This is a genomic window from Janthinobacterium kumbetense (assembly GCF_023703445.1).
GTDB lineage: Bacteria > Pseudomonadota > Gammaproteobacteria > Burkholderiales > Burkholderiaceae_D > Janthinobacterium > Janthinobacterium kumbetense.
In genome coordinates, this window is the sequence record NZ_JAMQGR010000011.1 from 49,930 (window position 1) to 76,096 (window position 26,167).

30 protein-coding genes are annotated in these 26,167 nt (G+C 61.1%); 24 read left to right on the forward strand and 6 right to left on the reverse strand.

All coding sequences use genetic code 11. The features are described 5' to 3' along the window. Positions 1–29: 29 nt before the first annotated feature. The 11 genes from ybiA to NCG91_RS23470 all read left to right on the forward strand — a co-directional run bounded on the left by ybiA (position 30) and on the right by NCG91_RS23470 (position 8,433). Complete coding sequence (gene ybiA / locus NCG91_RS23420; protein WP_251351403.1) at positions 30–581, forward strand: riboflavin biosynthesis intermediates N-glycosidase; 552 nt, start codon at positions 30–32, stop codon at positions 579–581. A 216-nt stretch (positions 582–797) separates the two neighbouring features. Next, on the forward strand, positions 798–1,274 hold the full coding sequence (gene iscR / locus NCG91_RS23425; RefSeq protein ID WP_065310626.1) for a Fe-S cluster assembly transcriptional regulator IscR: 477 nt from the start codon (positions 798–800) through the stop codon (positions 1,272–1,274). 40 nt (positions 1,275–1,314) lie between these two features. Continuing rightward, positions 1,315–2,571, forward strand: coding sequence for an IscS subfamily cysteine desulfurase (locus NCG91_RS23430; protein WP_099667139.1), 1,257 nt, complete (start codon positions 1,315–1,317; stop codon positions 2,569–2,571). A 55-nt stretch (positions 2,572–2,626) separates the two neighbouring features. Next, the gene (gene iscU, locus NCG91_RS23435; protein WP_034750082.1) at positions 2,627–3,013 is read left to right on the forward strand and encodes a Fe-S cluster assembly scaffold IscU; all 387 of its coding nucleotides are present in this window, start codon (positions 2,627–2,629) and stop codon (positions 3,011–3,013) included. 157 nt (positions 3,014–3,170) lie between these two features. Further along, positions 3,171–3,491, forward strand: a complete 321-nt coding sequence (iscA, locus tag NCG91_RS23440; RefSeq protein WP_010399774.1) for an iron-sulfur cluster assembly protein IscA — start codon at positions 3,171–3,173, stop codon at positions 3,489–3,491. Positions 3,492–3,557: 66 nt separating this feature from the next. Then, positions 3,558–4,073, forward strand: coding sequence for a Fe-S protein assembly co-chaperone HscB (gene hscB / locus NCG91_RS23445; protein ID WP_251351405.1), 516 nt, complete (start codon positions 3,558–3,560; stop codon positions 4,071–4,073). A 108-nt stretch (positions 4,074–4,181) separates the two neighbouring features. Continuing rightward, a complete protein-coding gene (gene hscA, locus NCG91_RS23450) occupies positions 4,182–6,062 on the forward strand; it encodes a Fe-S protein assembly chaperone HscA (RefSeq protein WP_099667141.1) in 1,881 nt (626 codons plus the stop codon). A gap of 71 nt (positions 6,063–6,133) precedes the next feature. Beyond that, complete coding sequence (gene fdx / locus NCG91_RS23455) at positions 6,134–6,475, forward strand: ISC system 2Fe-2S type ferredoxin (protein ID WP_034750070.1); 342 nt, start codon at positions 6,134–6,136, stop codon at positions 6,473–6,475. A gap of 1 nt (position 6,476) precedes the next feature. Continuing rightward, positions 6,477–6,671, forward strand: a complete 195-nt coding sequence (iscX, locus tag NCG91_RS23460; RefSeq protein ID WP_071322763.1) for a Fe-S cluster assembly protein IscX — start codon at positions 6,477–6,479, stop codon at positions 6,669–6,671. Then, the gene (locus NCG91_RS23465) at positions 6,658–7,575 is read left to right on the forward strand and encodes a class I SAM-dependent methyltransferase (protein ID WP_251351407.1); all 918 of its coding nucleotides are present in this window, start codon (positions 6,658–6,660) and stop codon (positions 7,573–7,575) included. The genes iscX and NCG91_RS23465 overlap by 14 nt, the downstream gene beginning before the upstream one ends. 99 nt (positions 7,576–7,674) lie before the next feature. Beyond that, positions 7,675–8,433 carry an rRNA pseudouridine synthase gene (locus NCG91_RS23470; RefSeq protein ID WP_251351408.1) on the forward strand — a complete coding sequence of 253 codons (759 nt, stop codon included), beginning with the start codon at positions 7,675–7,677 and terminating at the stop codon, positions 8,431–8,433. On the opposite strand, the gene NCG91_RS23475 is transcribed toward NCG91_RS23470, so the two are convergent. The 5 genes from NCG91_RS23475 to NCG91_RS23495 form a co-directional block, all read right to left on the reverse strand. Further along, a complete protein-coding gene (locus tag NCG91_RS23475) occupies positions 8,430–8,858 on the reverse strand; it encodes a group III truncated hemoglobin (RefSeq protein ID WP_099667144.1) in 429 nt (142 codons plus the stop codon). The two genes, NCG91_RS23470 and NCG91_RS23475, sit on opposite strands and share 4 nt — an antisense overlap. Before the next feature lie 63 nt (positions 8,859–8,921). Then, positions 8,922–9,458: an RDD family protein gene (locus NCG91_RS23480; RefSeq protein ID WP_099667145.1), complete on the reverse strand. Its 537-nt coding sequence runs from the start codon at positions 9,456–9,458 to the stop codon at positions 8,922–8,924. Continuing rightward, a complete protein-coding gene (locus NCG91_RS23485; protein ID WP_251351410.1) occupies positions 9,448–10,212 on the reverse strand; it encodes a DUF3106 domain-containing protein in 765 nt (254 codons plus the stop codon). The genes NCG91_RS23480 and NCG91_RS23485 overlap by 11 nt, the downstream gene beginning before the upstream one ends. After that, positions 10,212–10,616, reverse strand: coding sequence for a DUF3619 family protein (locus NCG91_RS23490; RefSeq protein ID WP_099667147.1), 405 nt, complete (start codon positions 10,614–10,616; stop codon positions 10,212–10,214). The genes NCG91_RS23485 and NCG91_RS23490 overlap by 1 nt, the downstream gene beginning before the upstream one ends. Further along, positions 10,613–11,182, reverse strand: coding sequence for an RNA polymerase sigma factor (locus NCG91_RS23495; protein WP_034779551.1), 570 nt, complete (start codon positions 11,180–11,182; stop codon positions 10,613–10,615). The genes NCG91_RS23490 and NCG91_RS23495 overlap by 4 nt, the downstream gene beginning before the upstream one ends. A gap of 496 nt (positions 11,183–11,678) precedes the next feature. On the opposite strand from NCG91_RS23495, the gene NCG91_RS23500 reads away from it, so the two are divergent. From NCG91_RS23500 to NCG91_RS23540, 9 genes are all read left to right on the forward strand, one after another. After that, entirely contained in the window at positions 11,679–13,409 is a 1,731-nt protein-coding gene (locus NCG91_RS23500) for an acetolactate synthase 3 catalytic subunit (RefSeq protein WP_099667148.1), read from the forward strand. A gap of 2 nt (positions 13,410–13,411) precedes the next feature. Further along, positions 13,412–13,903, forward strand: coding sequence for an acetolactate synthase small subunit (gene ilvN, locus NCG91_RS23505; RefSeq protein ID WP_010399754.1), 492 nt, complete (start codon positions 13,412–13,414; stop codon positions 13,901–13,903). Between the two features lie 74 nt (positions 13,904–13,977). After that, the gene (ilvC, locus tag NCG91_RS23510; protein WP_034750044.1) at positions 13,978–14,994 is read left to right on the forward strand and encodes a ketol-acid reductoisomerase; all 1,017 of its coding nucleotides are present in this window, start codon (positions 13,978–13,980) and stop codon (positions 14,992–14,994) included. Positions 14,995–15,150: 156 nt separating this feature from the next. Beyond that, positions 15,151–15,561, forward strand: a complete 411-nt coding sequence (locus NCG91_RS23515; protein WP_251351411.1) for a hypothetical protein — start codon at positions 15,151–15,153, stop codon at positions 15,559–15,561. A gap of 176 nt (positions 15,562–15,737) precedes the next feature. Then, a complete protein-coding gene (locus NCG91_RS23520; RefSeq protein WP_251351413.1) occupies positions 15,738–16,976 on the forward strand; it encodes an MFS transporter in 1,239 nt (412 codons plus the stop codon). Positions 16,977–17,182: 206 nt separating this feature from the next. Continuing rightward, positions 17,183–17,938: an SIMPL domain-containing protein gene (locus tag NCG91_RS23525; protein ID WP_251351414.1), complete on the forward strand. Its 756-nt coding sequence runs from the start codon at positions 17,183–17,185 to the stop codon at positions 17,936–17,938. Positions 17,939–18,039: 101 nt separating this feature from the next. Beyond that, positions 18,040–18,807, forward strand: a complete 768-nt coding sequence (locus NCG91_RS23530) for an SIMPL domain-containing protein (protein WP_251351416.1) — start codon at positions 18,040–18,042, stop codon at positions 18,805–18,807. Between the two features lie 157 nt (positions 18,808–18,964). Beyond that, positions 18,965–19,816, forward strand: coding sequence for a CDP-diacylglycerol--serine O-phosphatidyltransferase (gene pssA / locus NCG91_RS23535; protein ID WP_077407095.1), 852 nt, complete (start codon positions 18,965–18,967; stop codon positions 19,814–19,816). A 48-nt stretch (positions 19,817–19,864) separates the two neighbouring features. After that, the gene (locus tag NCG91_RS23540; RefSeq protein ID WP_251351418.1) at positions 19,865–21,409 is read left to right on the forward strand and encodes a 2-isopropylmalate synthase; all 1,545 of its coding nucleotides are present in this window, start codon (positions 19,865–19,867) and stop codon (positions 21,407–21,409) included. Between the two features lie 141 nt (positions 21,410–21,550). Here NCG91_RS23540 and bamE read toward each other — a convergent pair whose 3' ends face one another. Then, complete coding sequence (bamE, locus tag NCG91_RS23545; RefSeq protein ID WP_251351419.1) at positions 21,551–22,048, reverse strand: outer membrane protein assembly factor BamE domain-containing protein; 498 nt, start codon at positions 22,046–22,048, stop codon at positions 21,551–21,553. 185 nt (positions 22,049–22,233) lie between these two features. Between bamE and rpsO the strand changes: the two genes are divergently transcribed. From rpsO to NCG91_RS23565, 4 genes are all read left to right on the forward strand, one after another. Next, positions 22,234–22,503, forward strand: coding sequence for a 30S ribosomal protein S15 (gene rpsO, locus NCG91_RS23550; RefSeq protein WP_010399743.1), 270 nt, complete (start codon positions 22,234–22,236; stop codon positions 22,501–22,503). Positions 22,504–22,735: 232 nt separating this feature from the next. Further along, the gene (pnp, locus tag NCG91_RS23555) at positions 22,736–24,853 is read left to right on the forward strand and encodes a polyribonucleotide nucleotidyltransferase (protein WP_010399742.1); all 2,118 of its coding nucleotides are present in this window, start codon (positions 22,736–22,738) and stop codon (positions 24,851–24,853) included. Positions 24,854–25,079: 226 nt separating this feature from the next. Beyond that, entirely contained in the window at positions 25,080–25,775 is a 696-nt protein-coding gene (locus NCG91_RS23560) for a hypothetical protein (protein WP_251351420.1), read from the forward strand. Positions 25,776–25,784: 9 nt separating this feature from the next. Continuing rightward, positions 25,785–26,081: a hypothetical protein gene (locus NCG91_RS23565; RefSeq protein WP_251351421.1), complete on the forward strand. Its 297-nt coding sequence runs from the start codon at positions 25,785–25,787 to the stop codon at positions 26,079–26,081. Positions 26,082–26,167: the final 86 nt, after the last annotated feature.

The window sequence follows — 26,167 nt, forward strand, 5'->3', positions numbered from 1 at the left end:
ATCGCCTGTCTGGCGGAAGTGCGGGGAATATGCAAATCAGTAACGTGGAAGAATTGAAGGCGTGGATCGCGGCGGGCGGCGTGCCCGACTATCTGTATTTCTGGGGACACACGCCGGCGCAGCCGCAGGTGCCCGACAAAAGCTGCTTCAGCCAGTGGTTTCCGTCGCCGTTCAGCCTGGCCGGCGTGACGTATGCGACGGCCGAGCATTACATGATGGCGCAAAAGGCGGCCCTGTTTGGCGACACGGCCGTGCAGGCGCGCATCGTGGCGGCCGAGCGGCCGTCGGAAGTGAAGAAGCTGGGACGCGAAGTGGCGAACTTCGACGCCAGGGTGTGGGAAGCGGCGCGCGCTGGCATCGTTTTCGATGGCAACTTTGCCAAGTTCTCGCAAAAGGCGGCGCTGCGCAAGTTTTTGCTGGGCACGGGCGAGCGCGTCATCGTCGAAGCCAGTCCCGTCGACCGGATATGGGGCGTGGGCCTGGCGTCGGACAATCCGCGCATCCTGGACCCCGCCCGCTGGGACGGCTTGAACCTGCTGGGGTTTGAACTGATGAAAGTGCGGACCGCTTTACGGGGCTGAAAATTGACGCTGCACCCGCCCGCGACTTCCCGACTGTTGTTTTCCTGAAGCCGCCGCGCCTGGCGCGGCCGGCCATGCCCCTTCCAGCCCTGTGGTCATCGAGGGGCGCTCTGACAAACCCCGCCGAATTTGTTATACTTGACTAAATCATTCAACTACTCGGGGTTTGAGGAGTTGAAAAGCCGCAATATTTTAAACCAGTTGACCAGAGGATGTATGCGTCTGACTACAAAAGGCCGTTTTGCCGTGACAGCGATGATCGATCTTGCCCTGCGCCAGGGCAAGGGACCGGTCACCTTGTCCGGTATCAGCCAGCGCCAGTCGATTTCCCTGTCCTACCTGGAGCAGCTGTTCGGCAAGCTGCGCCGGCATGAGATCGTCGAATCGATCCGCGGCCCAGGCGGCGGTTACAGCCTGGCGCGCCGCGCCGACAAGGTGACGGTGGCCGACATCATCATCGCCGTCGACGAACCGCTGGACGCCACGCAGTGCGGCGGCAAGGAACATTGCCACGGCGCCGACGCGGCCACGGGCGCGCGCTGCATGACGCATGAATTGTGGTCCACACTCAACGAAAAAATGGTCGATTATCTGGATTCTGTGTCCTTGCAGGACCTGGTCGACCAGCAGAGACAAAAGAATGCCGAGCAAAGCGTGATGGTGATGCACCGTAACCACGCCGCCCTCGGTTGATAATGACAAAAATACCAGTTGCTGATTGCAGGAGTTATTGATGAACGCCCCAGAAAAAAACGTAGGCCAAGTGCACTTTGAAACCGCACCGCATTTCCCGATCTACATGGATTACTCGGCCACGACGCCGATCGATCCACGCGTCGCCGACAAGATGATTCCTTACCTGCGCGAGCAGTTCGGCAATCCGGCATCGCGCAGCCACATGTACGGCTGGACGGCGGAAAAAGCCGTGGAAGAGGCACGCGGCCACGTGGCGGCCCTGGTGAACGCGGATCCGCGCGAAATCATCTGGACCTCCGGCGCAACGGAAAGCAACAACCTGGCCATCAAGGGCGCGGCGCAGTTCTACAAGACCAAGGGCAAGCACATCATCACCGTCAAGACCGAGCACAAATCGGTGCTCGACACGGTACGCGAGCTGGAACGCATCGGCTTTGAAGCGACCTACCTGGAACCGCAGGATAACGGCCTGATCACCGTCGAGCAGCTGGCCGCGGCCGTGCGCCCGGACACCATCCTCGTGTCGGTGATGCTGGTGAACAACGAAATCGGCGTGATCCAGCCGATCGACGAGATCGGCGTATTCTGCCGCTCGAAAGGCATCATCTTCCATTGCGACGCCGCGCAAGCGACGGGCAAGGTCGTCATCGACCTGCAAAAGACCAAGGTCGACCTGATGACCTTCACGGCGCACAAAACCTACGGCCCGAAAGGCGTGGGCGCCCTGTACGTGTGCCGCAAGCCGCGCGTGCGCCTGGAAGCGCAGATGCACGGCGGCGGCCATGAGCGCGGCCTGCGTTCGGGCACCTTGCCGACGCACCAGATCGTCGGCATGGGCGAAGCGTTCCGCATCGCCAAGGAAGAGATGGACAGCGAAATCGGCCGCATCCAGGCCTTGCGCGACCGCCTGGCCAAGGGCTTGCAGGAGATCGAAGAAGTCTACATCAACGGCGACATGGAGCACCGCGTGCCGCACAACCTGAACGTCAGCTTCAACTACGTCGAAGGCGAGTCGCTGATCATGGCGATCAAGGATATCGCCGTATCGTCCGGTTCGGCCTGCACCTCGGCCAGCCTGGAGCCATCGTACGTGCTGCGCGCCCTGGGCCGCAGCGACGAACTGGCGCACAGCTCGATCCGCTTCACCATCGGCCGCTTCTCGACCGAGGAAGACATCGACTTCGCCGTGAACCTGCTGAAATCGAAAGTACACAAGCTGCGCGACCTGTCGCCGCTGTGGGACATGTTTAAAGATGGCATCGATATCAATTCGATCCAATGGGCTGCCCACTAACCAATACCCTGGCCCTGTTGGACAGGGCCGGCAAGAATATTTAAGGAGCATCAAAATGGCTTACTCGGACAAAGTACTCGATCACTACGAAAACCCGCGCAACGTGGGCGCTTTCGACAAGGGTGATGAAACCATCGGCACCGGCATGGTAGGCGCGCCTGCCTGCGGCGACGTGATGAAACTGCAGATCAAGGTTGGCGCCGACGGCCTGATCGAAGATGCGAAATTCAAGACGTATGGCTGCGGTTCGGCCATCGCCTCGAGCTCGCTGGTGACCGAATGGGTGAAAGGTAAAACTCTGGATCAGGCGCTGGCCATCAAGAACACGCAGATCGCCGAAGAACTGGCCCTGCCGCCAGTGAAGATCCACTGCTCCATCCTGGCGGAAGACGCCATCAAGGCGGCAGTGCTGGACTATCAGACCCGCCATCCGGCCGCGTAGAGCACCTGAGAAAACGCCCATGGCTGCGTTGCATTGCCTTGTCGTACTAGTCGTACTGCCTGCGGCAATGCGCCTTGCCCTGAACGTTTTTCAGGCACTCTAGAATTTGTTGGATTTTGATACCTGTTCCCATGTGGGAACAGGAGCGGAGAAATACATGATCACACTGACCGAAAAAGCGGCGAAACACATCAACCGTTATATCGAACGGCGCGGCAAGGGCATGGGCTTGCGCTTTGGCGTGCGCACCACGGGCTGCTCGGGCCTGGCCTACAAGCTCGAATATGTCGATGAAGTGGCGGCCGAAGACAGCGTTTTTGAGTCGCACGGCGTGAAAGTCTTCGTCGACCCGAAAAGCTTGCCTTACATCGACGGCACGGAACTCGATTTCGCGCGCGAAGGCTTGAACGAAGGCTTCAAGTTCCACAATCCGAACGAAAAAGACGCCTGCGGCTGCGGCGAGTCCTTCAGGATTTAAACAGCTGGCAAGACCCCGGTCGGTGCGCTGTACCCATCGATTGCGGTACAGCGACCACCGACCATTATGCAAAACCACTTCGAATTATTCCAGTTGCCGGCGCAGTTCTCGCTCGACATGAGCGCGCTCGACGCGGCCTATCGCGACGTGCAGGGCAAGGTTCATCCGGACCGCTTCATCAATGCCAGCAGTGCTGAAAAGCGCGTGGCGATGCAATGGGCCACGCGCGCCAATGAAGCCTATCAAACCCTGAAAAGCCCGCAAAAACGCGCGCAATACCTGTGCGAACTCAATGGCGTCGACCTGCAGACGGAGTCGAACACGGCCATGCCCGTCAGTTTCCTGATGCAGCAGATGGAATGGCGCGAAGAGCTGGGCGAGGCCCGTGCCGGCAAGGATGCCGACGCGCTCGACGCCCTGGACCGCCAGCTGCGCGGCGAACGCAAGGCCTTGCTGGCCCAGGTGGCGGCCCAGCTGGATGCTGCCGACTACGCGAATGCCGCGCAAAGCGTGCGCGCCCTGATGTTCCTCGACAAATTCGGCGAGGAAGTCCGTTTTGCCTATGAGGCCATCGAGGCTTGACCAGGCGATCGCTTGACCGGCGTGCCAAGCGCCAGTCTGGCCCGCGACTTATAATGCGCGTCAGGCATCAACTGCATCACGCAAAAAATTAATCGAGGCACGAATACAATGGCACTTCTGCAAATTTCCGAACCAGGCATGTCGACCGCGCCGCACCAGCACCGCCTGGCCGTCGGCATCGACCTTGGCACCACCAATTCCCTGGTCGCCACCGTCCGCAACAGCATTCCCGAGGTGCTCAACGACGAAGACGGGCGCTCCCTGCTGCCCTCCGTCGTGCGCTACCTGCCGAACGGCCACGCGAACATCGGCTACAAGGCCCTGGCTGCGCAAACCACCGACCCGAAGAACACCATCGTTTCCGTGAAGCGTTTCATGGGCCGCGGCCTGGCCGACATCGCCTACGCGGAAAACCTGCCCTACGACTTCCAGGACACGCCTGGCATGGTGCAGCTGAAAACCGTGGCCGGCGTGAAAAGCCCCGTCGAAGTGTCGGCACAGATCCTCGCCACCCTGCGCCAGCGCGCGGAAGATTCGCTCGGCGACGACCTGGTGGGCGCCGTGATTACTGTACCAGCGTATTTCGACGATGCACAGCGGCAAGCCACGAAAGATGCGGCGCAATTGGCCGGCATCAATGTCTTGCGCCTGTTGAGCGAGCCGACGGCCGCCGCCATCGCGTATGGCCTCGATAACGCGTCCGAAGGCGTGTACGCCGTGTACGACCTGGGCGGCGGCACCTTCGACATCTCGATCTTGAAATTGAGCAAGGGCGTATTCGAAGTGCTGTCCACGGGCGGCGACTCGGCCCTGGGCGGCGACGATTTCGACCGTCGCCTGTTCTGCTGGATCAGCGAGCACGCCAAGTTGGCGCCGCTGTCGGACGAAGACACGGCCATCCTGATGGTGAAGGCGCGCGAGATCAAGGAATTGCTGTCGACCAAGTCGGAAACGACGATCGACGCCAAGCTGAACTCGGGCGAAGAAATCCATCTGCGCATCACGGCCGAAGAATTCGCCGCCATGACTTCGCACCTGGTCGTGAAAACCATGAACGCCATCAAGAAAGCCTTGCGCGACGCGAACGTGGATGCGGACGACGTCGATGGCGTGGTGATGGTGGGCGGCGCCACGCGCATGCCGCACGTGCAGCGCGCCGTGAGCGAGTTCTTCCACACGACGCCGCACGCGAACATCGACCCCGACAAAGTGGTGGCGCTGGGCGCCGCCATCCAGGCGAACTTGCTGGCAGGCAACCGCGCCGCCGGCGACGACTGGCTGCTGCTGGACGTGATCCCGCTGTCGCTGGGCATCGAAACCATGGGCGGCCTGGTGGAAAAGATCATCCCCCGCAATTCGACGATACCGTGTGCGCGCGCCCAGGAATTCACGACCTTCAAGGATGGCCAGACGGCCCTGGCCGTGCACGTGCTGCAGGGCGAGCGCGAACTGGTCAGCGATTGCCGTTCGCTGGCGCGCTTCGAGCTGCGCGGCATTCCGCCGATGGTGGCGGGCGCCGCGCGCATCCGCATCACGTATCAGGTCGATGCGGACGGCTTGCTGTCCGTCTCGGCGCGCGAACTGCGCTCGGGCGTGGAAGCGTCGATCAGCGTCAAGCCGGCCTACGGTCTGGGCGACGACGATATCGCCCGCATGCTGCAGGATTCGTACACCTCGGCCGACGTCGACATGGTGGCGCGCGCGCTGCGCGAAGAGCAGGTGGAAGCGGAACGCATCCTGCTGGCCACGCAGTCGGCGCTCGATGAAGACGGCGGCTTGCTGGATGCAGACGAACGCGCAGCCGTCGACGGCTTGATGAGCAAGGTGCGTGACGCTATTGCGCAATCGCAAAGCGGCGCCATCGACCACCAGGCCTTGAAGCTGGCGATCGAGGCGCTGGCCGACGGCACCGAGGATTTCGCCTCGCGCCGCATGGACCGCAGCGTGCGCACGGCCTTGACGGGTAAATCCCTGGATCAAGTCGTATAAAACTAATTGAACAGCGCGCCGCAGGCACTCGCCGCGGCCGCGCTCCGAATGACAGACTGAAAGAAGACACCATGCCACAAATCGTTATCCTGCCGCACGCCAAGCTTTGCCCGGACGGCGCCGTCATCGAAGCACCTGCCGGCAAGTCCATCTGCGACATCCTGCTGGAAAACGACATCGACATCGAGCACGCCTGCGAAAAATCGTGCGCCTGCACCACCTGCCACGTGCTGGTGCGTGAAGGCATCGAATCCCTGAACGAAGCGACGGAACTGGAAGAAGACATGCTGGACAAGGCCTGGGGCCTGGAAGCCGTGTCGCGCCTGTCGTGCCAGTCCATCGTGGCCGAGGCCGACCTCGTCGTCGAAATCCCGAAATACACGATCAACCAGGTCAGCGAAGGCAGCCACTAACATGAAATGGTCCGACATTCACGTGATCGCCGAGGCGCTGTACGATGCGCATCCGGACATCGATCCCCTGACCGTGCGTTTCACCGACCTGCACAACTGGGTGGTGGAACTGGACGGCTTTGACGATGACCACACGCGCGGCGGCGAAAAAGTGCTCGAAGCGATACAGATGGCGTGGATCGATGAAGCGCGCTAAGGGCGCGGCAGCCGCCGCCACCGCAGTCGCCGCGCCGAAAGACGTCATCACCGCCGCCAGCAACATGCCCGAGATCAAGGATGGCCAGTCGGTCGCCTTGCTGCAGGAATTGCACATCCTGACGCGCGACGGCAAGATGAACCAGGACAGCCGCCGCAAGCTCAAGCAGGTGTACCACCTGACGCAATTCATCGAGCCGCTGCTGCGCGAAGTGCAGCTCGATCACCCCGGCGTGTCGCTGGTCGACCACGGCGCCGGCAAGTCCTACCTGGGCTTCATCTTGTACGACCTGTTCTTCAAGAACGGCAACGACGGTTCGCACATCTATGGCATCGAGACGCGCGAAGAACTGGTGCAGCGTTCGCAGGAGCTGGCGAAGAAATTCAAGTTCCCCGGCATGTCGTTTTTACCGCTGTCCGTGGCCGAATCGACGGAATCGACCTTGCTGCCGCAGCAGATCGATATCGTCACGGCCTTGCACGCGTGCAATACGGCCACCGACGACGCCATCCATTTCGCCTTGAAGAAAAAGGCGAAATTCATGGTGCTGGTGCCATGTTGCCAGGCTGAAGTCGCCTCCGTATTGAAGAAGAACAAGGGCAAGAGCCTGGGCAAGAGTGTTTTGACGGAATTGTGGCGCCACCCGCTGCATACGCGCGAATTCGGCAGCCAGATCACCAACGTGCTGCGCTGTTTGCAGCTGGAAGCCCATGGCTACCAGGTCAGCGTGACGGAACTGGTGGGCTGGGAGCATTCGATGAAGAATGAACTGATCATCGCCAGCTACAAGAACTTGCCGCGTCAGCGTCCGACGGAACGCTTGCAGGAAGTGCTGCAAACCCTGGGCCTGGAAGAGATGGGCCACCGCTTCTTTGCCGAAGAGCTGGCCAAGGCGGGCGCGTAAAGTATCCGCAGGGCAAAGTATCCGCAAGGGCAAACGAGGGGAGGAGCGGGTCGGTTACAATACCGGCTTTCTCCTCCTCTTGCTTTTTGCGCCTCCTCCATGACCACACCTATTGAAATGCCCACCGTCCGCCTGGCCAAGCGCCTGTCTGAAGACGTGCCCTGTTCGCGCCGCGAGGCCGAGCTGTATATCGAGGGCGGCTGGGTGACGGTCGACGGCGTGCTGGTGGAAGAGTCGGGCGCGCGCGTGGCCGACAATCAAGCGGTGGTGCTGTTGCCGAACGCCACCCTGGAAGAAATGCCGCCCGTAACGATTCTGCTGCACAAGCCGGCCGGCATCAATGGCGGCATCGGCAGCGAAGGCAAGCCAGCCTTGAGCTGTTTGCGTCCCGAAGAGATATTCACGCCGGAAAACGTGGCGCCCAGTTCCGTCACGCGCTTCCTCAAGCGCCACCTGATCGGCCTGACGATCACCAATCCGCTCGACACCATGGCGTCCGGCTTGCTGGTATTCACGCAGGATTTCCGCGTCGCCCGCAAGCTGGTCGACGAAGCGAAAACGGTGGAGCAGGAATTCATCGTGGAAGTGGCCGGCGACATCATGGAAAACGGCCTGGCGCTGCTCAATCACGGCTTGCCCTTCAATGGCAAGCCTTTGCCGCCGATCAAGGTCAGCTGGCAAAATGAAACGCGTTTGCGTTTCGCCCTGAAAAACGTGCAGCCGGGCCAGATCGCCCATATGTGCAAGATGGTGGGACTGGACGTCGTCGCCATGAAGCGCTTGCGCATCGGCCGCATCCCGATGGGCGCCATGCCCGTGGGGCAATGGCGCTATCTGCAAGGCTACGAACGCTTCTAAAGCTGCGGCGCCACGATGGAATGGCTTTCTGCAAAGCTTTTCCATAGCCGTTCAGCAATATTCAAGGCGATGGTGTCGGCCTTCTCTTGCAAGGCCGCATTGCCCATGCTCTCGGTCGTGGCGAAGAACAGGGTCAGCCAGCGGCGGAACATGCAGGGCGTGAGGTGTTCCATTTGTGCGTGCTGGGCCAGCGGCTTGCCGTGGTAGCGCATGGTGCCGCGCAGCAAGCCTGACCAGAAATCGACCAGTGTGGCCAGGTGGGCGTCCCAATCCTTGACCTCGGCGGCAAAGATGGGACCCAGCATGGCGTCGTCGCGCGCGGCCGCATAAAAGGTGTGGACGAGATGCTTGACTTCGTCTTCGCTGCAGACTTCCTCGCGGTAGGGAGCGAAGCGTGTGTGGGGGAGGGGGGCGGTAGTATTCATGGCATGCCATGATCGCAGAGCCCCCGTGGCGCTTCAATGACCCAGGTCAAGCCGCGTAAAAACTCAGGCGGCGACTTTCTTCGGCTTCTTCGCCGGCGCTGGCAATTGCACGATGTGCGTGCCTGCCAGCTTGTCGTGCAGAAATTGTCCATTGCCCGTGAACAGGGCCGTGCTGGACCACGCCAGGATGCCGACACCGATGGCGCCCAGGGCCGTCCAGTGCTGCAAGTCCAGCAGATACGACACCAGCAGGGCTGGCAGCAGCCACATCCACGACAGCACATAGCGGTAGGCGGCCACGCGCAGCGGCACGTGGGCGTGGCCCGGCAGCACGACTTTCAGGCGCCACGTCTTCATGGCCAGGGTTTGCCCTTCGCGGCTCCATTGATGGATGAAATACGCACCCATGACGAGGAAGGCCAGGCACTGGCGCATGTGTTCCGTCAACGGCGTATGCGCGCCCTGCACGGCCAGCTCGAACAGCAGGAAGGGCAGGAACAGCACGGCCAGGGCCAGCAGCGACTCGTACACCATGGAAATCAGGCGGCGCTTGATCGTGGGATGGGAAGTGATGCTGGCGGCAGGCGTGCTATTTGGCATTGGTTGGCAGTGGGGCAGGCGTAACAGGTGGCGTGACGGGCACGGTGGCGGGGGCCGCGGCGGGATCGCTCGGCACGGCCGTTGCTGCGGGCGCGGGCGGCAGGACGGGCGCGGCGGCCGCAGGCGCTGCCGGCGTGGCGGGCAGCAGGATCGGGGCCGGCTTGCTCGTATTCGAATTGATCGCGGGCACTTTTTCCAGCGGCTTTTTCGGCACGAGTTCCGTCGCCAGCTTTTTCTTTTGATCTTCCGGCAATTGCTGGTACTGCTCCCATTGCGCGGTTTTTTGACCAGGATCAATCTTCTTCGTGCGCGTATAGTTTTCGCGCACGAGGCGGCGCTGTTCCGGCGTCAGCTTGATCCATTCGCGCATGCGTTCATGCACGCGCGTTTGCTCGTCCGGCGTCATGGAGGCGAAACGGCTGGCAATATCGAGCCATTTCTGCTTGCGCAAGGCTTCCAGCTTGTTCCATTCGCTTGCCAGCGGCTGCAGGGCTTCCTGCTGCGCGCGCGACAACTTGTTCCACGAGGGATTCTCGCCCGTCTTGGGCGGCGTGCCGCCCTTGCCGGCCGTGCGGGGCGAACCGGGCTTGGCTGTCGAGGCCGGCGCGGGCGCCACCACGGGTGCGGCTGCCACGGGAGGAGCGGCGGGCGCGGCATGTTGCTGCGCGCCAACCCAGGCGGCGCCGGCCAGGGCGCATGCACCCAGGCCGATGCCGCCGGCCAGCCAGCCTTTGCGTACGCTCGAGCGTGTCATTATTGCTCGCGTTTCGTCAGGTAGGCGTTGAAGCCATGGTCCATGTAGGCGGAAAGCGGCAATTCGTCCGACAGCACGGCAGCGTCGATTTCTGCCAGTTCGGCAATATGTTGTTCTTGCTCAAACTGATAGATGCCCACCATGCCGCCGACCAGCAGCAGCAGGGGGATGATGACGCTCATGCGGCCCAGCCACGACAGCGGCTCGACAAACAGGCTGCTGGCCACGCCGGCGAACACATTCTGGCGCACGGCGACGGCGGCGGGCGCGTCCGCCTTCTTGCGCGACAGGGCCAGCTTGCGTGCCGCTGCCAGGCGATCGGTGGCCGATGCGGGCAGGTCGTCGAGTTTTTCGTTCAGTGCATGGCGCACTTTGTAAGCGAAATTGAGATCGTCGGTGTTCATAATTTAATTCCCTTGGCTTTCAGCGATTCGGCGAGCGTGTGGGTAGCTCTAGAGCAATGTGTTTTCACGCTACCTTCGGAGCAACCCATCGCTTCCGCTGTTTCAGCCACATCCATGTCCTGCCAATAACGCATGAGGAAGGCTTCGCGTTGACGTGACGGCAGTTTTTGTACTTCTGCATCAATCAAATCAAGGATTTGCGCGCGCTCGACCTGGTCGGCCGAGGATTCGGCGGCGCTGGAGCCCTGTTCCGATTCATAAGTGTCAAGTATATCAAAATCCTCATGCTCGTCGCCCGAGGGCTTCATGCCGGAAAACAGGCTGACCCAGGTGTTGCGGACTTTTTCGCGGCGGAAATAGTCGAGGATGGTGTTTTGCAGGATGCGCTGGAACAGCATCGGCAGTTCGGCGGCCGGCTTGTCGCCGTATTTCTCGGCCAGCTTGATCATGGCGTCCTGCACGATGTCGAGTGCCGATTCTTCCTTGCGGACCGCGTAGGCGGCTTGCTTGAAGGCGCGCCGCTCGACATTTTCTAGAAAGTCGGATAATTCTTTGTCTGTTGCCATGCGGTATGGGGGATCTTAGCGGCTGCGGGTGCGGTGGGCGAAATGGGGGCGGGTATGCTTTTTGCAACCCCGTGCATGCTAGCAAAAAATGTGCGTTTCCGCAGAGTTTTTGCACTCCGTGCGCGCAAAATGGCCTTTCGGCTGACATTTTCCTTGACCATAATGGTGCGACGCGATACCGTATAGGACGCTTTGAACACCCCAAAGCCCTATGGTCAGGTCGCGACCGGCACACAAGGCCATCCGCGGCAAGACGCGCTTTCATTTGTAGGCAGTTTGTTCTAACCCGCGCCACAAGCGCGAGCGGTTCGTACAGGCGCCACAGAAACTCCGGCCAAACGAGTTGCGTTAAGCGTTGTTTTGTAAGGTATCTATGGGTGCCCAAAGAAATTGCGTGACCGCATGAAAAGGGAAGCAGGAGCACTGTCGCGCACAGCGAACTTCGTCAGGAAAGAACATCCGATCAATCTCCAATGGACCTTGAAAGGAATGTTTCATGAATACCGAAGCAGCAGCAGGACCAATTACGGGCGCAGAAATTGTCGTGCGCTGTCTGGCTGAAGAGGGCGTCGAGCACGTCTTTGGATACCCGGGCGGAGCCGTACTCTACATCTACGACGCCATCTTCCAGCAAAACAAATTCCAGCATATCCTGGTACGCCACGAGCAGGCCGCGATCCACGCCGCCGATGCCTATTCGCGCAGCTCGAACAAGGTCGGTGTCGCCATCGTCACGTCCGGTCCGGGCGTCACGAATGCCGTCACGGGCTTGTCCACCGCGTACATGGACTCGATTCCCATGGTGGTGATCTCCGGCCAGGTGCCGAGCCACGCCATCGGGCAGGATGCGTTCCAGGAATGCGACACGGTCGGCATCACGCGCCCCGTCGTCAAGCACAACTTCCTCGTCAAGGACGTCAAGGACCTGGCAGCGACGATCAAGAAAGCTTTCTTCATCGCCCGTACCGGCCGTCCGGGACCCGTGCTGGTCGATATCCCCAAGGATATCAGCATGCACAAATGCCATTTCGACTATCCGAAGGAAGTCGAGATGCGTTCCTACCGTCCCGTCGACAAGGGCCATTCGGGCCAGATCCGCAAGGCCGTGCAGCTGTTGCTGCAAGCCGAACGCCCGATGATCTACACGGGCGGCGGCGTGATCCTGGCGAACGCCTCGGCCGAGCTGAACAAGCTGGTCGACCGCCTGGGTTTCCCTTGCACCAACACCTTGATGGGTCTGGGCGGCTACCGCGCTTCGAGCGAGCAGTATGTCGGCATGCCCGGCATGCACGGCACCTATGAAGCGAACATGGCGATGCAGAATTGCGACGTCCTGATCGCCATCGGCGCCCGTTTCGACGACCGCGTGATCGGCAACCCGAAACATTTCGCCTCGCATCCGCGCAAGATCATCCACGTGGACATCGATCCCTCGTCGATTTCCAAGCGCGTCAAGGTCGATATTCCCATCGTCGGCAACGTCAAGGACGTGCTGATCGAATTCCTCGCGCAACTGGATGCGGCCGAAGCCAAGCCGAACGTCAATGCCTTGAGCAACTGGTGGAAGCAGATCGCCGAATGGCGCGGCCGCGAATGCCTGAAGTACCCGACTTCGGATCTCGTCATCAAGCCGCAATCGGTGGTGGAAAAGGTGTTCCAGATCACCAAGGGCGACGCCTTCATCACGTCCGACGTGGGCCAGCACCAGATGTGGGCCGCGCAATACTACGGTTTCGACAAGCCGCGCCGCTGGATCAATTCCGGCGGCCTGGGCACCATGGGTGTCGGCTTGCCGTACGCCATGGGCGTGCAGATGGCCAACCCGGACGCCACCGTTGCCTGCATCACGGGCGAAGGTTCGATCCAGATGTGCATCCAGGAATTGGCCACGTGCAAGCAGTACCACTTGACGCCAAAGATCATCATGCTCAACAACCGTTTCCTCGGCATGGTGCGCCAGTGGCAGGAAATCGATTACGGTTCGCGCTATTCCGAGTCGTACATGGATTCGCTGCCCGACTTCGAGAAGCTGGCCGAAGCGTACGGCCACGTGGGCATGAAAATTGAAAAACCGGGCGACGTCGACGGCGCCCTGAAAGAGGCGTTCGGCATGAAAGACAGGCTGGTATTCATGAACTTCATTACCGACCAGTCCGAAAACGTGTGGCCCATGGTGAAAGCCGGCAAAGGCCTGTCCGAAATGATGCTCGGCTCGGAGGACCTCTAATCATGCGCCATATTATTTCTGTCTTGCTGGAAAACGAAGCGGGCGCCCTGTCGCGCGTGGTGGGCCTGTTCTCGGCACGCGGTTACAACATCGAAACGTTGACCGTGGCGCCGACGGAAGACTCGACCCTGTCGCGCATGACCATCGTCACCAGCGGCTCGGACGACATCATCGAGCAGATCACCAAGCACTTGAACCGCCTCATCGAAGTGGTGAAGGTGGTGGACTTGACCGAAGGCCAGCATATCGAACGCGAGTTGATGCTGATCAAGGTTCGTGCCGTGGGCAAGGAGCGCGAGGAAATGAAGCGCACCGCCGATATCTTCCGTGGCCGCATCATCGATGTCACCGAAAAGACGTACACGATCGAACTGACCGGCAACAAGGTCAAGCTCGACGCGTTCATCGATTCGATCGACCGCGCCGCCATCCTGGAAACCGTCCGCACGGGTGGTTCCGGCATCGGCCGCGGCGAACGCATCCTCAAAGTATAAAAATACAAGCAGCTCTACGCGGCCCTGGCGCCGCATTTAAAACAACAACGCATCATCAAATTATAGGAAATACCATGAAAGTTTTTTACGACAAAGACGCTGACCTCTCCTTGATCAAAGGCAAAAACGTTGCCATCATCGGCTACGGTTCGCAAGGCCATGCACACGCACAAAACCTGAACGATTCGGGCGTCAACGTCACCGTCGGCCTGCGCAAGGGCGGCGCGTCGTGGACCAAGGTCGAGCAAGCCGGCTTGAAAGTGGCGGAAGTCAACGACGCCGTGAAAGCGGCCGACGTCATCATGATCCTGTTGCCGGATGAAAACATCGCCCAGGTCTACAACGAAAACATCGCCCCGTTCGCCAAGCAAGGCGCCGTACTGGCCTTCGCCCACGGCTTCAACGTGCATTACGGCCAAGTCGTGCCACGCGCCGACCTGGACGTGATCATGGTCGCGCCGAAAGCCCCGGGCCACACCGTGCGCGCCACCTATACCCAGGGCGGCGGCGTGCCCCACCTGATCGCCGTGTACCAGGATAAATCGGGCATCGCCCGCGATATCGCCCTGTCGTACGCGTCGGCCAACGGCGGCGGCCGTGCCGGCATCATCGAAACGAACTTCCGTGAAGAAACCGAAACGGATCTGTTCGGCGAACAAGCCGTGCTGTGCGGCGGCGCCGTGGAACTGATCAAGGCCGGCTTCGAAACCCTGACGGAAGCCGGTTACGCGCCTGAAATGGCGTACTTCGAGTGCTTGCACGAACTGAAGCTGATCGTCGACCTGATCTATGAAGGCGGCATCGCCAACATGAACTATTCGATCTCGAACAACGCCGAATACGGCGAATACGTGACCGGTCCTAAAGTCGTGACGTCGGCCACCAAGGATGCGATGCGTCAATGCCTGAAAGACATTCAAACGGGCGAATACGCGAAGAGCTTCATCCTGGAAAATAAGGCAGGCGCACCGACCCTGATCTCGCGCCGTCGTCTGACGTCCGAGCACCAGATCGAAGAAGTGGGCGCGAAACTGCGCGCCATGATGCCTTGGATCGCCAAGAACAAGATGGTCGACCAGTCGAAAAACTAAGCTTTTTTTGCTGATTCACCATAAAAAAGCCGGCGCAAGCCGGCTTTTTTATGTGCGCCGGCGCCTGGCAGGCAACATCCGTTACAATCAGGCCCATTCAACAATACCGTCAGCCTCATGCTTGTTTTTTCTAAAGTTTTTGTCGGGAATCTTCATGTGGTCAAGCGACCCGTCGCGGTTGCCGTCAGCTGCTGGTTTCTGGTCATCGGCTCGCTGTTGGCGCTGGTATCGGCTTTCCTCGGCCGCCACGACCCCGCCATGCTGGCCGCAATGGGGGACGGCGCGATTCCCGCCGAAGTGCAATACGCGATTTTGCTCTTCAGCCAGGGCATCACCCTGGTGGCGGCGCTGGCCATGCTGCAACGGCAGCGTGGCGCGCGCACGGTGTATCTGGTGTGGGGCGTGATCGACATTGCGCTCTGCCTGGCGACCTTGCCGGTCAAGATGAACGTCCTGCCTGGCGCGCTCATGTTCGCCGTCATCTGCGCCTTCCTGTACAGTCCGAAATCGAATGCCTGGTTTTCGCCACGCACGGCGGCCAATGATGCCTGCATGACGCCAGCCTGAGCACGGATATTTCCCTGCGCACGCCGTCGCGGCGTTTGCGCTACAATTCCGCCCTTCCTTTGCAGTTTCATATAGCTGCATCTGTTTCGGTATCTGCCGACCGCAACGCGCATTACCGCTATTTGATAGCACGCCAGGCTCGTTGAAGCGCTGCCTGCGCAACCCGAGGTACCCACATGACTGACCGTATGACCGCCGCCGTGCCTGTTTCAGGCACTGCCGGCACTGCCATTTCCCGACGCTTTCCGCTGGCCGCCTTGCTGGCGCTGGCGATGACCAGCTTTATCGCCATCCTGGCCGAAACCTTGCCTGCCGGCCTGTTGCCGCAGATTTCGCAGGGTCTCGGCATTTCCGAAGTCATGACGGGCCAGCTCGTCACGGTGTTTGCGATCGGCTCCATCCTGACCGCCATCCCCCTGACCGCCATGACCAGCGGCTGGCGCCGCCGCAAGGTGCTGCTGCTGGCCGTCGGCGGCTTCCTGGTCTTCAATACCATGACGGCGCTGGCGCCCAATTACATGGTGGCGCTGGCTTCGCGCTTCCTGGCCGGCATGGCGGCCGGGCTGGCCTGGGGCTTGATGGCCGGCTATGCGCGCCGCATGGTCAGCGTGGAGCTGCAGGGCAGGGCGATGGCCATCGCCATGATCGGCACGCCGCTGGCCCTGTCGCTGGGCGTGCCGCTGGGCACCCTGATGGGCGGCGTGCTGGGCTGGCGCAGCATCTTCGGCATCATGTCCGGCCTGGCCGTGGTGCTGGTCGCCTGGATACTGGTGGCCGTGCCCGATTATCCGGGGCAAAGGAATGGCGAACGCCTGTCGATCCGCCAGGTGTTCATGACGCCGGGCGTGCGGCCGATCCTGGCGGTGATCGTCGCCTGGATGCTGGCGCATAACATTCTGTATACCTATATCGCGCCGTTCCTGGCGCCGTCCGGCTTGCGTCCCCGCATCGACCTGGTGCTGCTCGTGTATGGCGTGGGCTCGCTGGCCGGCATCTGGCTGGTCAGCCAGCTGATCGACCGCTGGCTGCGCCCGCTCGTGCTGGGCTGCCTCGCCGCGTTGGCCTGCGTGGTGGTGGCGCTGGGCCTGGCGATGAACTCGCCGGCCGTGATCTATGTCAGCATGGCCATCTGGGGCGTCACCTTTGGCGGCGCCGGCACCTTGCTGCAGACGGCGTCAGCGGACGCGGCCGGCGACGGCATGGATGTGGCGCAGGCGATGGTGGCGACCATCTGGAACGTGGCCATCGCGGGCGGCGGCCTGGCGGGCGGCGTGCTGCTGGACGGCTATGGCGCGGCCTCGTTCCCCTGGGCCATGCTGGCCTTGCTGCTGGTGGCGCTGACCATCGCCTGGCGCGCGCGGCGTTACAGTTTCAAGCCGGGCCGGCGCAGCGGCGGTCCGGTGGCGGGTCACTAATAACATTGTTATTTTGAATGACAGTGTGTTGAAATGTGAGCAGATGTGACTGGCAAGCACATTTTGTGACGATTTGTTAATTTGCGCCACAGGAATGAATGAGGCGTTAGAATCTACACAGTTTGACAAGTTTCTCAAGCGAAAGAGGTGGCAACAGCCACCCCTTTCGCGGGCTGTCAGCCATATTAACTACCTAGGAGTACCCCATGACCGTGATGAAATCCGTCCTTGTTGCCGCCGCAGCCACCGTTGCCCTGAGCGCACAAGCCCAATCCCTGCCGACCAACGGCACCCTGGTGGTCGTACCCGCGTTTGGCGAAGTCAAGCATGTCAATGACCAGGTGGTCGCTACCCTGGCCGTCGAAGAACAGGACAAGGACAAGGCTGCCGCCGCGTCGCGAGTCAACCAGAAGATGAACAAGGGCATCGCCATCGTCAAGCAGGCCGATCCTTCTGCCGCGCTGAAATCGTATGGCTATTACACCTATCCCGTGTATCCGGAAGAGCGCCCATTGCCAGCCGGCGCCGTGGCCAAGCCACGTTTGCCGACGGCCTGGCGCGTGGGCCAGTACCTGGAAGTGACGACGGCCAATCTGGCAACCCTGCCAAAGACCGTGTCGGCGGCGCAAGGCGTGCTGACCCTGAATGGCTTGAATTTCGGCCTGAAGCCGGAAACCATCCGCCTGCTGGACGACCAGCGCATCGCCGCCACGTATAAGAACCTGAACGAACGCGTGGCCGCCATCGCCAAGGCCATGGGCCGCAACGTTGCCGACGCCGTGCTCGATACGGTGGACTTCGAAGGTTCGGGCAACTATGTCACCGAAAACCGTGCTGCCGCCGCACCGATGATGATGCGCAGCGCCAAGATGGCTGAAGACAGCACCGTCGCCGAACCGAGCTTCGAGCCGGGCGAAACGACGCTCGACATGCGTGTCGTCGGCAAGGTCAAGTTCAAGTAAGTGCATTAGCGTGGAAACAATTCCGCGTTAGACTGTTTTAAAAATCATGGGGCTGTTGGCCCCATGGTCGTTTTTGCCCCATTATTTTTCAGGAGAACACCATGACCGTCATGAAAACCATGCTGGCCGCCGCTGTCGTTACCGCCGCCGCTACCGTTGCCCTGTCCGCCCAAGCGCAAAGCCTGCCCACCTCCGGCACCCTCGTGGTGGTGCCCGCCAACGGCGAAGTCGTGCATGCGAATGACCAGGTGACCGTCACCCTGGCCATCGAAGAGCAGGACAAGGACAAGGCCGCCGCCGCCTCGCGCGTGAACCAGAAGATGAACCAGGGTGCCGCCATCGTCAAGAAGGCCGATCCGCAAGCCGTGCTGAAGACCCAGGGCTACTACACGTATGCCGTGTACCCGGAAACGGCGCCGCTGCCGCCAGGCGTCGCCGCCAAGCCGCGCGTGCCGACGGGCTGGAGAGTGGGCCAATACCTGCAGGTCACGACGACCAACCTGGCCGCCTTGCCGAAAACCGTTTCCGCAGCGCAAGGCGTGCTGACCCTGAACCGCCTGAACTTCGGCCTGGCGCCCGCCACCATCCGCAAGCTCGACGACCAGCGCATCGCCGCCGCCTACAAGAACCTGAACGAACGCGTGGCCGCCATCGCCGGCGCCATGGGCCGCAACGTCAATGACGCCGTGATCGACACCATCGATTTCGAAGGCTCGGGCAATTACGCGCAGCGCGTCAGCGTGGCCGGCGCGCGCAACATGAGTGCAGACGCCATGGGCTATGGCGGCAACCAGGTGGCCGAGCCGAGCTTCGAGCCAGGCGAAACGACCCTCAACATGGGCCTGGTGGCGAAGGTCAAGTTCAAATAAGGCTAGCTTCGGGATCAATATTGTCAGCTTGACGCCGCCACGCTTTTCTTTGGCGGTAGCTCCTCTATAATGGCAATATCGGCGGGCGCATGGCGAGACAGTCATGCGCCTGCCATCTGGCACCGATTCCCCCGCAGTACACAAGATATGGAACAACATGGCAAACTTCCCCCGTCGTAGAGGCAAGAACGGCACCCCCGCAGCATCCAAAGCGTCCCGCTTCAGCAAATTCGTGCGCCAGCCGGTGACCGATGGCACTGGCAAGAAAACCTTGCGCCGCCGCGGCATCTATCTGTTGCCGAACGCCTTCACGACGGCAGCCCTGTTTTGCGGTTTCTACGCCATCGTCATGGCCATGAACCAGAAATTCGAACACGCGGCCTGGGCCATCTTCATCGCCATGATCCTCGACGGCCTCGACGGCCGCATCGCGCGCCTGACGAATACGCAGAGCGAATTCGGCGCCCAGTACGACAGCCTGTCCGACATGGTGTCGTTCGGCGCCGCGCCCGCGCTGGTGATCTACGAATGGTCGCTGCGCGGCATGGGCAAGCTGGGCTGGCTGGCCGCCTTCGTGTATTGCGCCGGCGCGGCCTTGCGCCTTGCCCGTTTCAACACGAATATCGCCGTGGTCGACAAGCGCTTCTTCCAGGGCTTGCCCAGCCCGGCGGCGGCCGCCATGGTGGCCGGCTTCATCCTGTTGATGAACGACCTGGAATTTGCCGGCAACCAGCTGGCCTGGGTGTCGTGGGCGATCGCCCTGTTTTCCGGCCTGACGATGGTCACCAACGTGCCGTTCTACAGCTTCAAGGATGTGAATTTCCGCAAGTCCGTGCCGTTCATCGTGGTATTCCTGCTGGCATTGTTCTTTGCGCTCATCTCCATCGACCCGCCGAAAGTGCTGTTCCCGATTTTCGTCGCCTATGGCCTGTCCGGCTACGCCGTGTTCTTCTGGCGCATGGCGAAGGGCAAGCCCGTCAGCATTATCCAGACCGACCCCGAGCATTGATGCGCCGAGTCGGTAGCGTCGCCAGTCTTCAGCCAGCCAGGAGCAGCCATGAGCACCAGCAACCGACTCATCATTTTTGACACCACCTTGCGCGACGGCGAGCAATCGCCGGGCGCCTCCATGACGCGCGAGGAAAAGCTGCGCATCGCCAAGCAGCTCGAGCGTCTGAAGGTCGACGTGATCGAAGCGGGCTTCGCCGCCGCCTCGCAAGGCGACTTCGAGTCGATACGGGCGATAGCCGGCGCCGTGCGCGAATCGACCATCTGCTCGCTGTCGCGCGCCAACGACCGCGACATCGCCCGCGCCGCCGAAGCGCTGGCGCCGGCCGAGCGCAAGCGCATCCACACTTTCATTGCCACGTCGCCCCTGCACATGCAGATGAAGCTGCGCATGACGCCCGAGGAAGTCTTGCTGCAAGCGCAAAACGCCGTGCGCTACGCGCGCCAGTTCACGGACGACATCGAATTCAGCCCCGAAGACGGCAGCCGCTCCGACGAGGATTTCCTGTGCCGCGTGCTCGAAGGCGTGATCGCCGAGGGCGCCACCACCATCAATTTCCCCGATACGGTGGGCTATGCCGTGCCGGAAATCTTTGGCGCCACCATCAAACGCTTGCGCGAACGCATCCCGAACGCCGATAAAGCCATCTGGTCTGTCCATTGTCATAACGACCTGGGCCTGGCTGTGGCCAATTCCCTGGCCGGCGTCATGATAGGCGGCGCGCGGCAAATCGAATGCACGATCAATGGCCTGGGCGAGCGGGCCGGCAACACGGCGCTGGAAGAAGTGGTGATGGCGCTGCGCACGCGCGCCGCCTATTACAACTTGACGGTGGGTATCGACACGACGCAAATCGTGGCGGCATCCAAGATGGTGTCGCAAATCACGGGCTTTGCCGTGCAGCCGAACAAGGCCGTCGTCGGCGCGAACGCCTTTGCGCACGCGTCCGGCATCCACCAGGACGGCATCTTGAAGGCGCGCGAGACGTATGAAATCATGCGCGCCGAAGACGTGGGCTGGACGGCCAACAAGATCGTGCTGGGAAAATTGTCGGGCCGCAACGCCTTCAAGCAGCGGCTGCACGAGCTGGGCATCGCGCTGGAATCGGAAGCGGACATCAATGCCGCCTTCATCCGCTTCAAGGAGCTGGCAGACCGGAAATCCGAGATTTTCGACGAAGACATCATGGCCCTCGTCAGCGAGGAACAGCAGGCGCAGGAGAGTGAGCACTACCGTTTCATTTCACTGACGCAGCAGTCGACGACGGGCATCGTGCCGCATGCGCGCGTGGAATTCCTCGTCGGCGGCAAGCAGCTCAGTTGCGAAGGGCGGGGCGACGGTCCCGTCGACGCCACCGTCAACGCCATCGAAAGCGCGGCCGCCAGCGGCGCGGAGCTGGTCTTGTTCTCCGTCAATGCCATCAGCACGGGCACGCAGTCGCAGGGCGAAGTCACCATGCGCCTGTCGCGCGACGGGCGCATCGTCAACGGCGTGGGCGCCGACCCGGACATCATCGTGGCGTCGGCCAAGGCGTATCTGTCGGCGCTGAACAAATTACACGCCAAGGATGAGCGCATCGACCCGCAGCCGTAGGGAAGACGCCTGATTAAACCTACTGCGCGTCGATATAGGTGGCCTGCGATGCTCACCGTACCAGAGTACGGTTGCGCTTCTTAGCCACCTCTCTCTTCCGCTCGCTACGGTGTTATCAGGCGTTGTTGCACAGGTAATGAATCACCAGAAAAACCGCCGCTCTTCCTTGGCCGGATCGGGGCCGTTCATCATCATGCGCACGATGCCGTCGTGGTCGAAGTGCACGTGCATCATGGAATCCCACACGCCCGATTCCTTGTAGCGGTAAGACCAGACGTGCAGTTTCGGCAGCGACAGGTACGAGGTTTCCGTCGGGCGGCCCAGGGTGTACAGCACGTCTTGCTGGGTCGATACGCCCACCTTGATGCGGGCAAAGCCCGGCGTATCGAGCACTTGCTCGTAGGAAATGAGCTTGTCGTCGGGGCCGAAGCGGGCCATGTACGTGTACTGGCCGTAGGGGCCCGTCGCGTATTCCAGTTCCGCGCCCGTGGGCAGTTGGTAGATGTTGCTTGGCCGGCCCAAGCGCGCTTCCACGGCGGCGCGCGGCTCGCCCGGCTGCGGCGGCGGGACGTTCCAACTGGCGCAGCCGGCCAGGACGGCAAACAGCATGGGTGTTGCTAATTTGAGCAGATTTTTCATGTTTGACCTCCTGAAATGCAGGAAAACCCTATCATGCACCGAGAAAAGCGCGCACGGCAGGATACAGGCGGGCATTTTTCCGATATACTTGCGCGTCTGGTTGGCAGCATAGGCCAGTATTTTAATAATCGTAGTTCACGGTGGATAGGGTTCAGACTCTGTGCACCGCATGTGAAAGGTTTATCATGACAGTAGAAAACATCAACAAAGCCGCTATCATCGCGGACAACGCACGTGGTCAAAACGACACCGGCTCCCCTGAAGTGCAAGTTGCACTGCTGACAGCTCGCATCAACGAACTGAACGGCCACTTCAAAGCCCACTCGAAAGATCACCACTCCCGCCGCGGCCTGATCATGATGGTCAACCGTCGTAAGAGCCTGTTGTCCTACCTGAAGGCTAAAGACGCTACCCGTTATCGCGACCTGATCGCTAAACTTGGTCTGCGCAAGTAATTTTTGCCGTACAAGGTTTATACAGAAATGCCTGCGCCAGTTCGCTGACGCGGGCATTTTGTCATTTGAATTCCGGATTTATGTCGAGAAGTACAGTATTCTCTACCGATATCATGTTTTAAAAGTAAAGTAGTAAAGGTGGCAACAAGTAAAGGCAGCATTTTTACGCCGCCTGTGGTGAGGTGAACGACAGCCCCTGAAAATCTGTCGGCAATTAGAAAAGGGATACCCCATGTTTAACAAAGTTACGAAAACCTTCCAGTACGGTCAACATCAAGTGACCCTGGAAACCGGCGAAATCGCACGTCAGGCATCCGGCGCAGTGCTGGTGTCGATCGAAGATACCGTCGTTCTGGCAACGGTGGTGGCACGCAAAGATGCCAAGCCAGGCCAGGATTTCTTCCCTTTGACGGTTGATTATGTTGAAAAAACCTATGCTGCCGGTAAAATCCCGGGCGGTTTTTTCAAGCGCGAAGGCCGTCCTTCCGAAAAAGAAACACTGACATCCCGTTTGATCGACCGTCCTATCCGTCCGCTGTTCCCGGAAGGCTACCTGAATGAAGTGCAAGTCATCATTCACGTGTTGTCGGTCAACCCTGAAATCGATCCGGACATCGCCGCCATGATCGGCGCCTCGGCTGCCCTGTGCGTATCGGGCGTGCCTTTCAACGGTCCTATCGGCGCCGCGCGCGTCGGTTACGCCAATGGCCAGTACATCCTGAACCCGACCGTCCAGCAACTGAAAACGTCGGAAATGGACCTGGTGGTCGCCGGTACCGAAACGGCCGTGCTGATGGTCGAATCGGAAGCGAAACAACTGTCCGAAGAAATCATGCTGGGCGCCGTGGTCTTCGGCCACGACCAGATGAAAGTCGTCATCGACGCGATTCACGACCTGGTGCGTGACGGCGGCAAGCCGGAAGTGGAATGGGCGCCTGCGCCGAAAAACGAAGCACTGATCGCCCGCGTCGCGCATTTCGCCAACGCCAAGATCAATGACGCGTATCAAACCAAGGACAAGCAAGAGCGTACGGCCAAGCTGAAAGCAGCGACGTCGGAAGTGATCGCCGACCTGTCGGCCGAAGCGGCTGCCGCCGGCGGCGCATCGATCGACAGCGCTGAAGTCAACAACATCCTGTTCGACATCGAAGCGAAGATCGTGCGTACGCAAATCCTGGACGGCGAGCCACGCATCGACGGCCGCGACACGCGCACCGTGCGTCCGATCTCGATCCGCACCAGTGTGCTGCCACGCACCCACGGTTCGGCCCTGTTCACGCGCGGCGAAACGCAAGCGCTGGTCGTCGCTACCCTGGGCACCGCCCGCGACAGCCAGAAGATCGATGCGCTGATGGGCGAGTTCACCGATTCGTTCATGCTGCATTACAACATGCCTCCGTTCGCCACCGGCGAAACGGGCCGTGTCGGTACGCCAAAACGCCGCGAAATCGGCCACGGCCGCCTGGCCAAGCGCGCGCTGATCGCCGCCCTGCCAGCAGCTGAAGAGTTCAGCTACTCGGTGCGCCTGGTCTCGGAAATCACGGAATCGAACGGTTCCTCGTCGATGGCTTCCGTGTGCGGCGGCTGCCTGGCACTGATGGACGCCGGCGTGCCGATGAAAGAGCACGTGGCCGGTATCGCCATGGGCCTGATCAAGGAAGGCGGCAAGTTTGCCGTGCTGTCCGACATCCTGGGCGACGAAGATCACCTGGGCGACATGGACTTCAAGGTAGCCGGTACCCGCAACGGTATCACGGCGCTGCAGATGGACATCAAGATCATGGGCATCACCAAGGAAATCATGCAAGTGGCACTGGCGCAAGCCAAGGAAGGCCGCGAGCACATCCTGGGCGAAATGCAAAAAGCCATGCCGCACGTCAAAACCGAACTGTCCGATTTCGCACCGCGTCTGATCACGATCAAGATCAACCCGGAAAAAATCCGTGACGTGATCGGCAAGGGCGGCGCCGTGATCCGCGCGCTGACCGAAGAGACGGGCACCCAGATCGACATCAGCGACGAAGGCGTGGTCACCATCGCTTCCGTCGACGCCGCTGCCGGCCAGGAAGCCAAGCGCCGCATCGAAGAACTGACCGCTTCCGTCGAAGTGGGCAAGACCTACGAAGGCACCGTGCTGAAACTGCTGGACTTCGGCGCCATCGTGCAAGTCATGCCAGGCAAGGACGGCTTGCTGCACATCTCGCAGATCGCCAACGAGCGCGTCAACGCCGTGGCCGATTACCTGAAAGAAGGCCAGCTGGTCCGCGTCAAAGTGCTGGAAACGGACGACCGCGGCCGCCTGAAACTGTCGATGAAAGCTGCCGAAGGCAACGAAGCGCCAGCCGCTTGATGTCCTTCAGGTTCGCCTGAGTGCGGCTTCGGCCGCATGCTCAAAAACCGCCGGCGCGCAAGCCCTGGCGGTTTTTTTATGCGCCGCGTTTGCGCTGTATCGAAGGCGTGTGCCGCGTTGCCCGCCTGTCTGCACCGGCCTTGATCCAGCGCGTATCGGCCGCCGCTGCTCTCTGTAGATTCGGCATGGGATCTTCCCCTGAACGAGTCTTCCAAGGAGATGCAGCATGCGCACATACTGCGGGCTGGCCGCCGCCTTTCTGCTTGCCTTCGCGCCCGGTGTCCGGGCGCAGCTGGACAGCGCACCGACGCCGGTGCCGTTGCCCATCCCTATCGCCGCCGCGTCCGCGGCCATGCCGGCGCAAGACCTCGACGCCTTGCGCGCCGTGCATGCGCGCGAAATCAATGACCTCAGCACCTTCAGGACGGCGGGCTTGCAGCGGGAAGCCATCGATCCCTACCTGGACAGCGCGCCGGGCCAGCAATTCCTGCGCGAACTGCGCGCCGCCGATCCTGCCGCCCCGGCCGAGACGATTTACGCGCGCGCGGTCGAGCAGCTCGCGTCCGGCAGCACCTTGCCCGATGTACAAGCCATGTCGGCCGCGCTGGTGAAGATCGTGCCGCATGGCCAGAATGTGTCGCCGTACTCGCCGTATTTCACCACCAGCGCGCAATTGCAGCTGGCTTCGGGCCAGTGCGCCAGCCTGGCCGACTGTTTCGGCTTGCCCTTGAAGAGCGAGGCGCCGCTGTATGATGTGTATCAGGTCATGCCCAAGGGTACTGTCAGCGTGTTCGTCAGCCAGGTGGCGCCGACGGAAGAGCTAGGCGGGCTGGTGCGGCGCCGTGGCGGGGCGCAGCAGTATTTGCTGCCCAACCGCAGCCTGTGGTCGGCCCCCGTGCTGATCGGCACGATCAAGAATTGAGGAGAGATGATGGATCAACCGCGCCTGCAAGCCCATGCCGCCGAACTGGAACAGTTGCTGACGCGCCTGGCGCCCGCCGATGGGGAAGTGGCCGACCTGCGCAGCGCGCTGGAGCCGCTGCTGGCCCTGGCGGGCAGCGGCGCCTTGACGACGCCCCTGCCGTGGGGCGACATCCCCGGCGGGCGTTATTTCACGGAAGGCGGCTTGCGCCGTTACCCCGAGCTGGAGCAGGCATTTGCCCGTTTCCGCATCGAGGCGACGGGTGGCGAATCGCCGGCCCTGCGCAAGCTGCGCGGCGAGATCTGATTAATATATGGTATCAATTGTTGTTTATGGGTAATTGACTGTCAGTATTGCTTGACGACAAAATCTTATTCCCTGACCATGGCGCA

Coding starts and splice junctions, on each gene's coding strand:
- ybiA (WP_251351403.1), top strand. CDS start 30: ATGCAAATCAGTAACGTGGAAGAATTGAAGGCGTGGATCGCGGCGGGC.
- iscR (WP_065310626.1), top strand. CDS start 798: ATGCGTCTGACTACAAAAGGCCGTTTTGCCGTGACAGCGATGATCGAT.
- NCG91_RS23430 (WP_099667139.1), top strand. CDS start 1,315: ATGAACGCCCCAGAAAAAAACGTAGGCCAAGTGCACTTTGAAACCGCA.
- iscU (WP_034750082.1), top strand. CDS start 2,627: ATGGCTTACTCGGACAAAGTACTCGATCACTACGAAAACCCGCGCAAC.
- iscA (WP_010399774.1), top strand. CDS start 3,171: ATGATCACACTGACCGAAAAAGCGGCGAAACACATCAACCGTTATATC.
- hscB (WP_251351405.1), top strand. CDS start 3,558: ATGCAAAACCACTTCGAATTATTCCAGTTGCCGGCGCAGTTCTCGCTC.
- hscA (WP_099667141.1), top strand. CDS start 4,182: ATGGCACTTCTGCAAATTTCCGAACCAGGCATGTCGACCGCGCCGCAC.
- fdx (WP_034750070.1), top strand. CDS start 6,134: ATGCCACAAATCGTTATCCTGCCGCACGCCAAGCTTTGCCCGGACGGC.
- iscX (WP_071322763.1), top strand. CDS start 6,477: ATGAAATGGTCCGACATTCACGTGATCGCCGAGGCGCTGTACGATGCG.
- NCG91_RS23465 (WP_251351407.1), top strand. CDS start 6,658: ATGAAGCGCGCTAAGGGCGCGGCAGCCGCCGCCACCGCAGTCGCCGCG.
- NCG91_RS23470 (WP_251351408.1), top strand. CDS start 7,675: ATGACCACACCTATTGAAATGCCCACCGTCCGCCTGGCCAAGCGCCTG.
- NCG91_RS23475 (WP_099667144.1), bottom strand. CDS start 8,858: ATGAATACTACCGCCCCCCTCCCCCACACACGCTTCGCTCCCTACCGC.
- NCG91_RS23480 (WP_099667145.1), bottom strand. CDS start 9,458: ATGCCAAATAGCACGCCTGCCGCCAGCATCACTTCCCATCCCACGATC.
- NCG91_RS23485 (WP_251351410.1), bottom strand. CDS start 10,212: ATGACACGCTCGAGCGTACGCAAAGGCTGGCTGGCCGGCGGCATCGGC.
- NCG91_RS23490 (WP_099667147.1), bottom strand. CDS start 10,616: ATGAACACCGACGATCTCAATTTCGCTTACAAAGTGCGCCATGCACTG.
- NCG91_RS23495 (WP_034779551.1), bottom strand. CDS start 11,182: ATGGCAACAGACAAAGAATTATCCGACTTTCTAGAAAATGTCGAGCGG.
- NCG91_RS23500 (WP_099667148.1), top strand. CDS start 11,679: ATGAATACCGAAGCAGCAGCAGGACCAATTACGGGCGCAGAAATTGTC.
- ilvN (WP_010399754.1), top strand. CDS start 13,412: ATGCGCCATATTATTTCTGTCTTGCTGGAAAACGAAGCGGGCGCCCTG.
- ilvC (WP_034750044.1), top strand. CDS start 13,978: ATGAAAGTTTTTTACGACAAAGACGCTGACCTCTCCTTGATCAAAGGC.
- NCG91_RS23520 (WP_251351413.1), top strand. CDS start 15,738: ATGACTGACCGTATGACCGCCGCCGTGCCTGTTTCAGGCACTGCCGGC.
- NCG91_RS23525 (WP_251351414.1), top strand. CDS start 17,183: ATGACCGTGATGAAATCCGTCCTTGTTGCCGCCGCAGCCACCGTTGCC.
- NCG91_RS23530 (WP_251351416.1), top strand. CDS start 18,040: ATGACCGTCATGAAAACCATGCTGGCCGCCGCTGTCGTTACCGCCGCC.
- pssA (WP_077407095.1), top strand. CDS start 18,965: ATGGCAAACTTCCCCCGTCGTAGAGGCAAGAACGGCACCCCCGCAGCA.
- NCG91_RS23540 (WP_251351418.1), top strand. CDS start 19,865: ATGAGCACCAGCAACCGACTCATCATTTTTGACACCACCTTGCGCGAC.
- bamE (WP_251351419.1), bottom strand. CDS start 22,048: ATGAAAAATCTGCTCAAATTAGCAACACCCATGCTGTTTGCCGTCCTG.
- rpsO (WP_010399743.1), top strand. CDS start 22,234: ATGACAGTAGAAAACATCAACAAAGCCGCTATCATCGCGGACAACGCA.
- pnp (WP_010399742.1), top strand. CDS start 22,736: ATGTTTAACAAAGTTACGAAAACCTTCCAGTACGGTCAACATCAAGTG.
- NCG91_RS23560 (WP_251351420.1), top strand. CDS start 25,080: ATGCGCACATACTGCGGGCTGGCCGCCGCCTTTCTGCTTGCCTTCGCG.
- NCG91_RS23565 (WP_251351421.1), top strand. CDS start 25,785: ATGGATCAACCGCGCCTGCAAGCCCATGCCGCCGAACTGGAACAGTTG.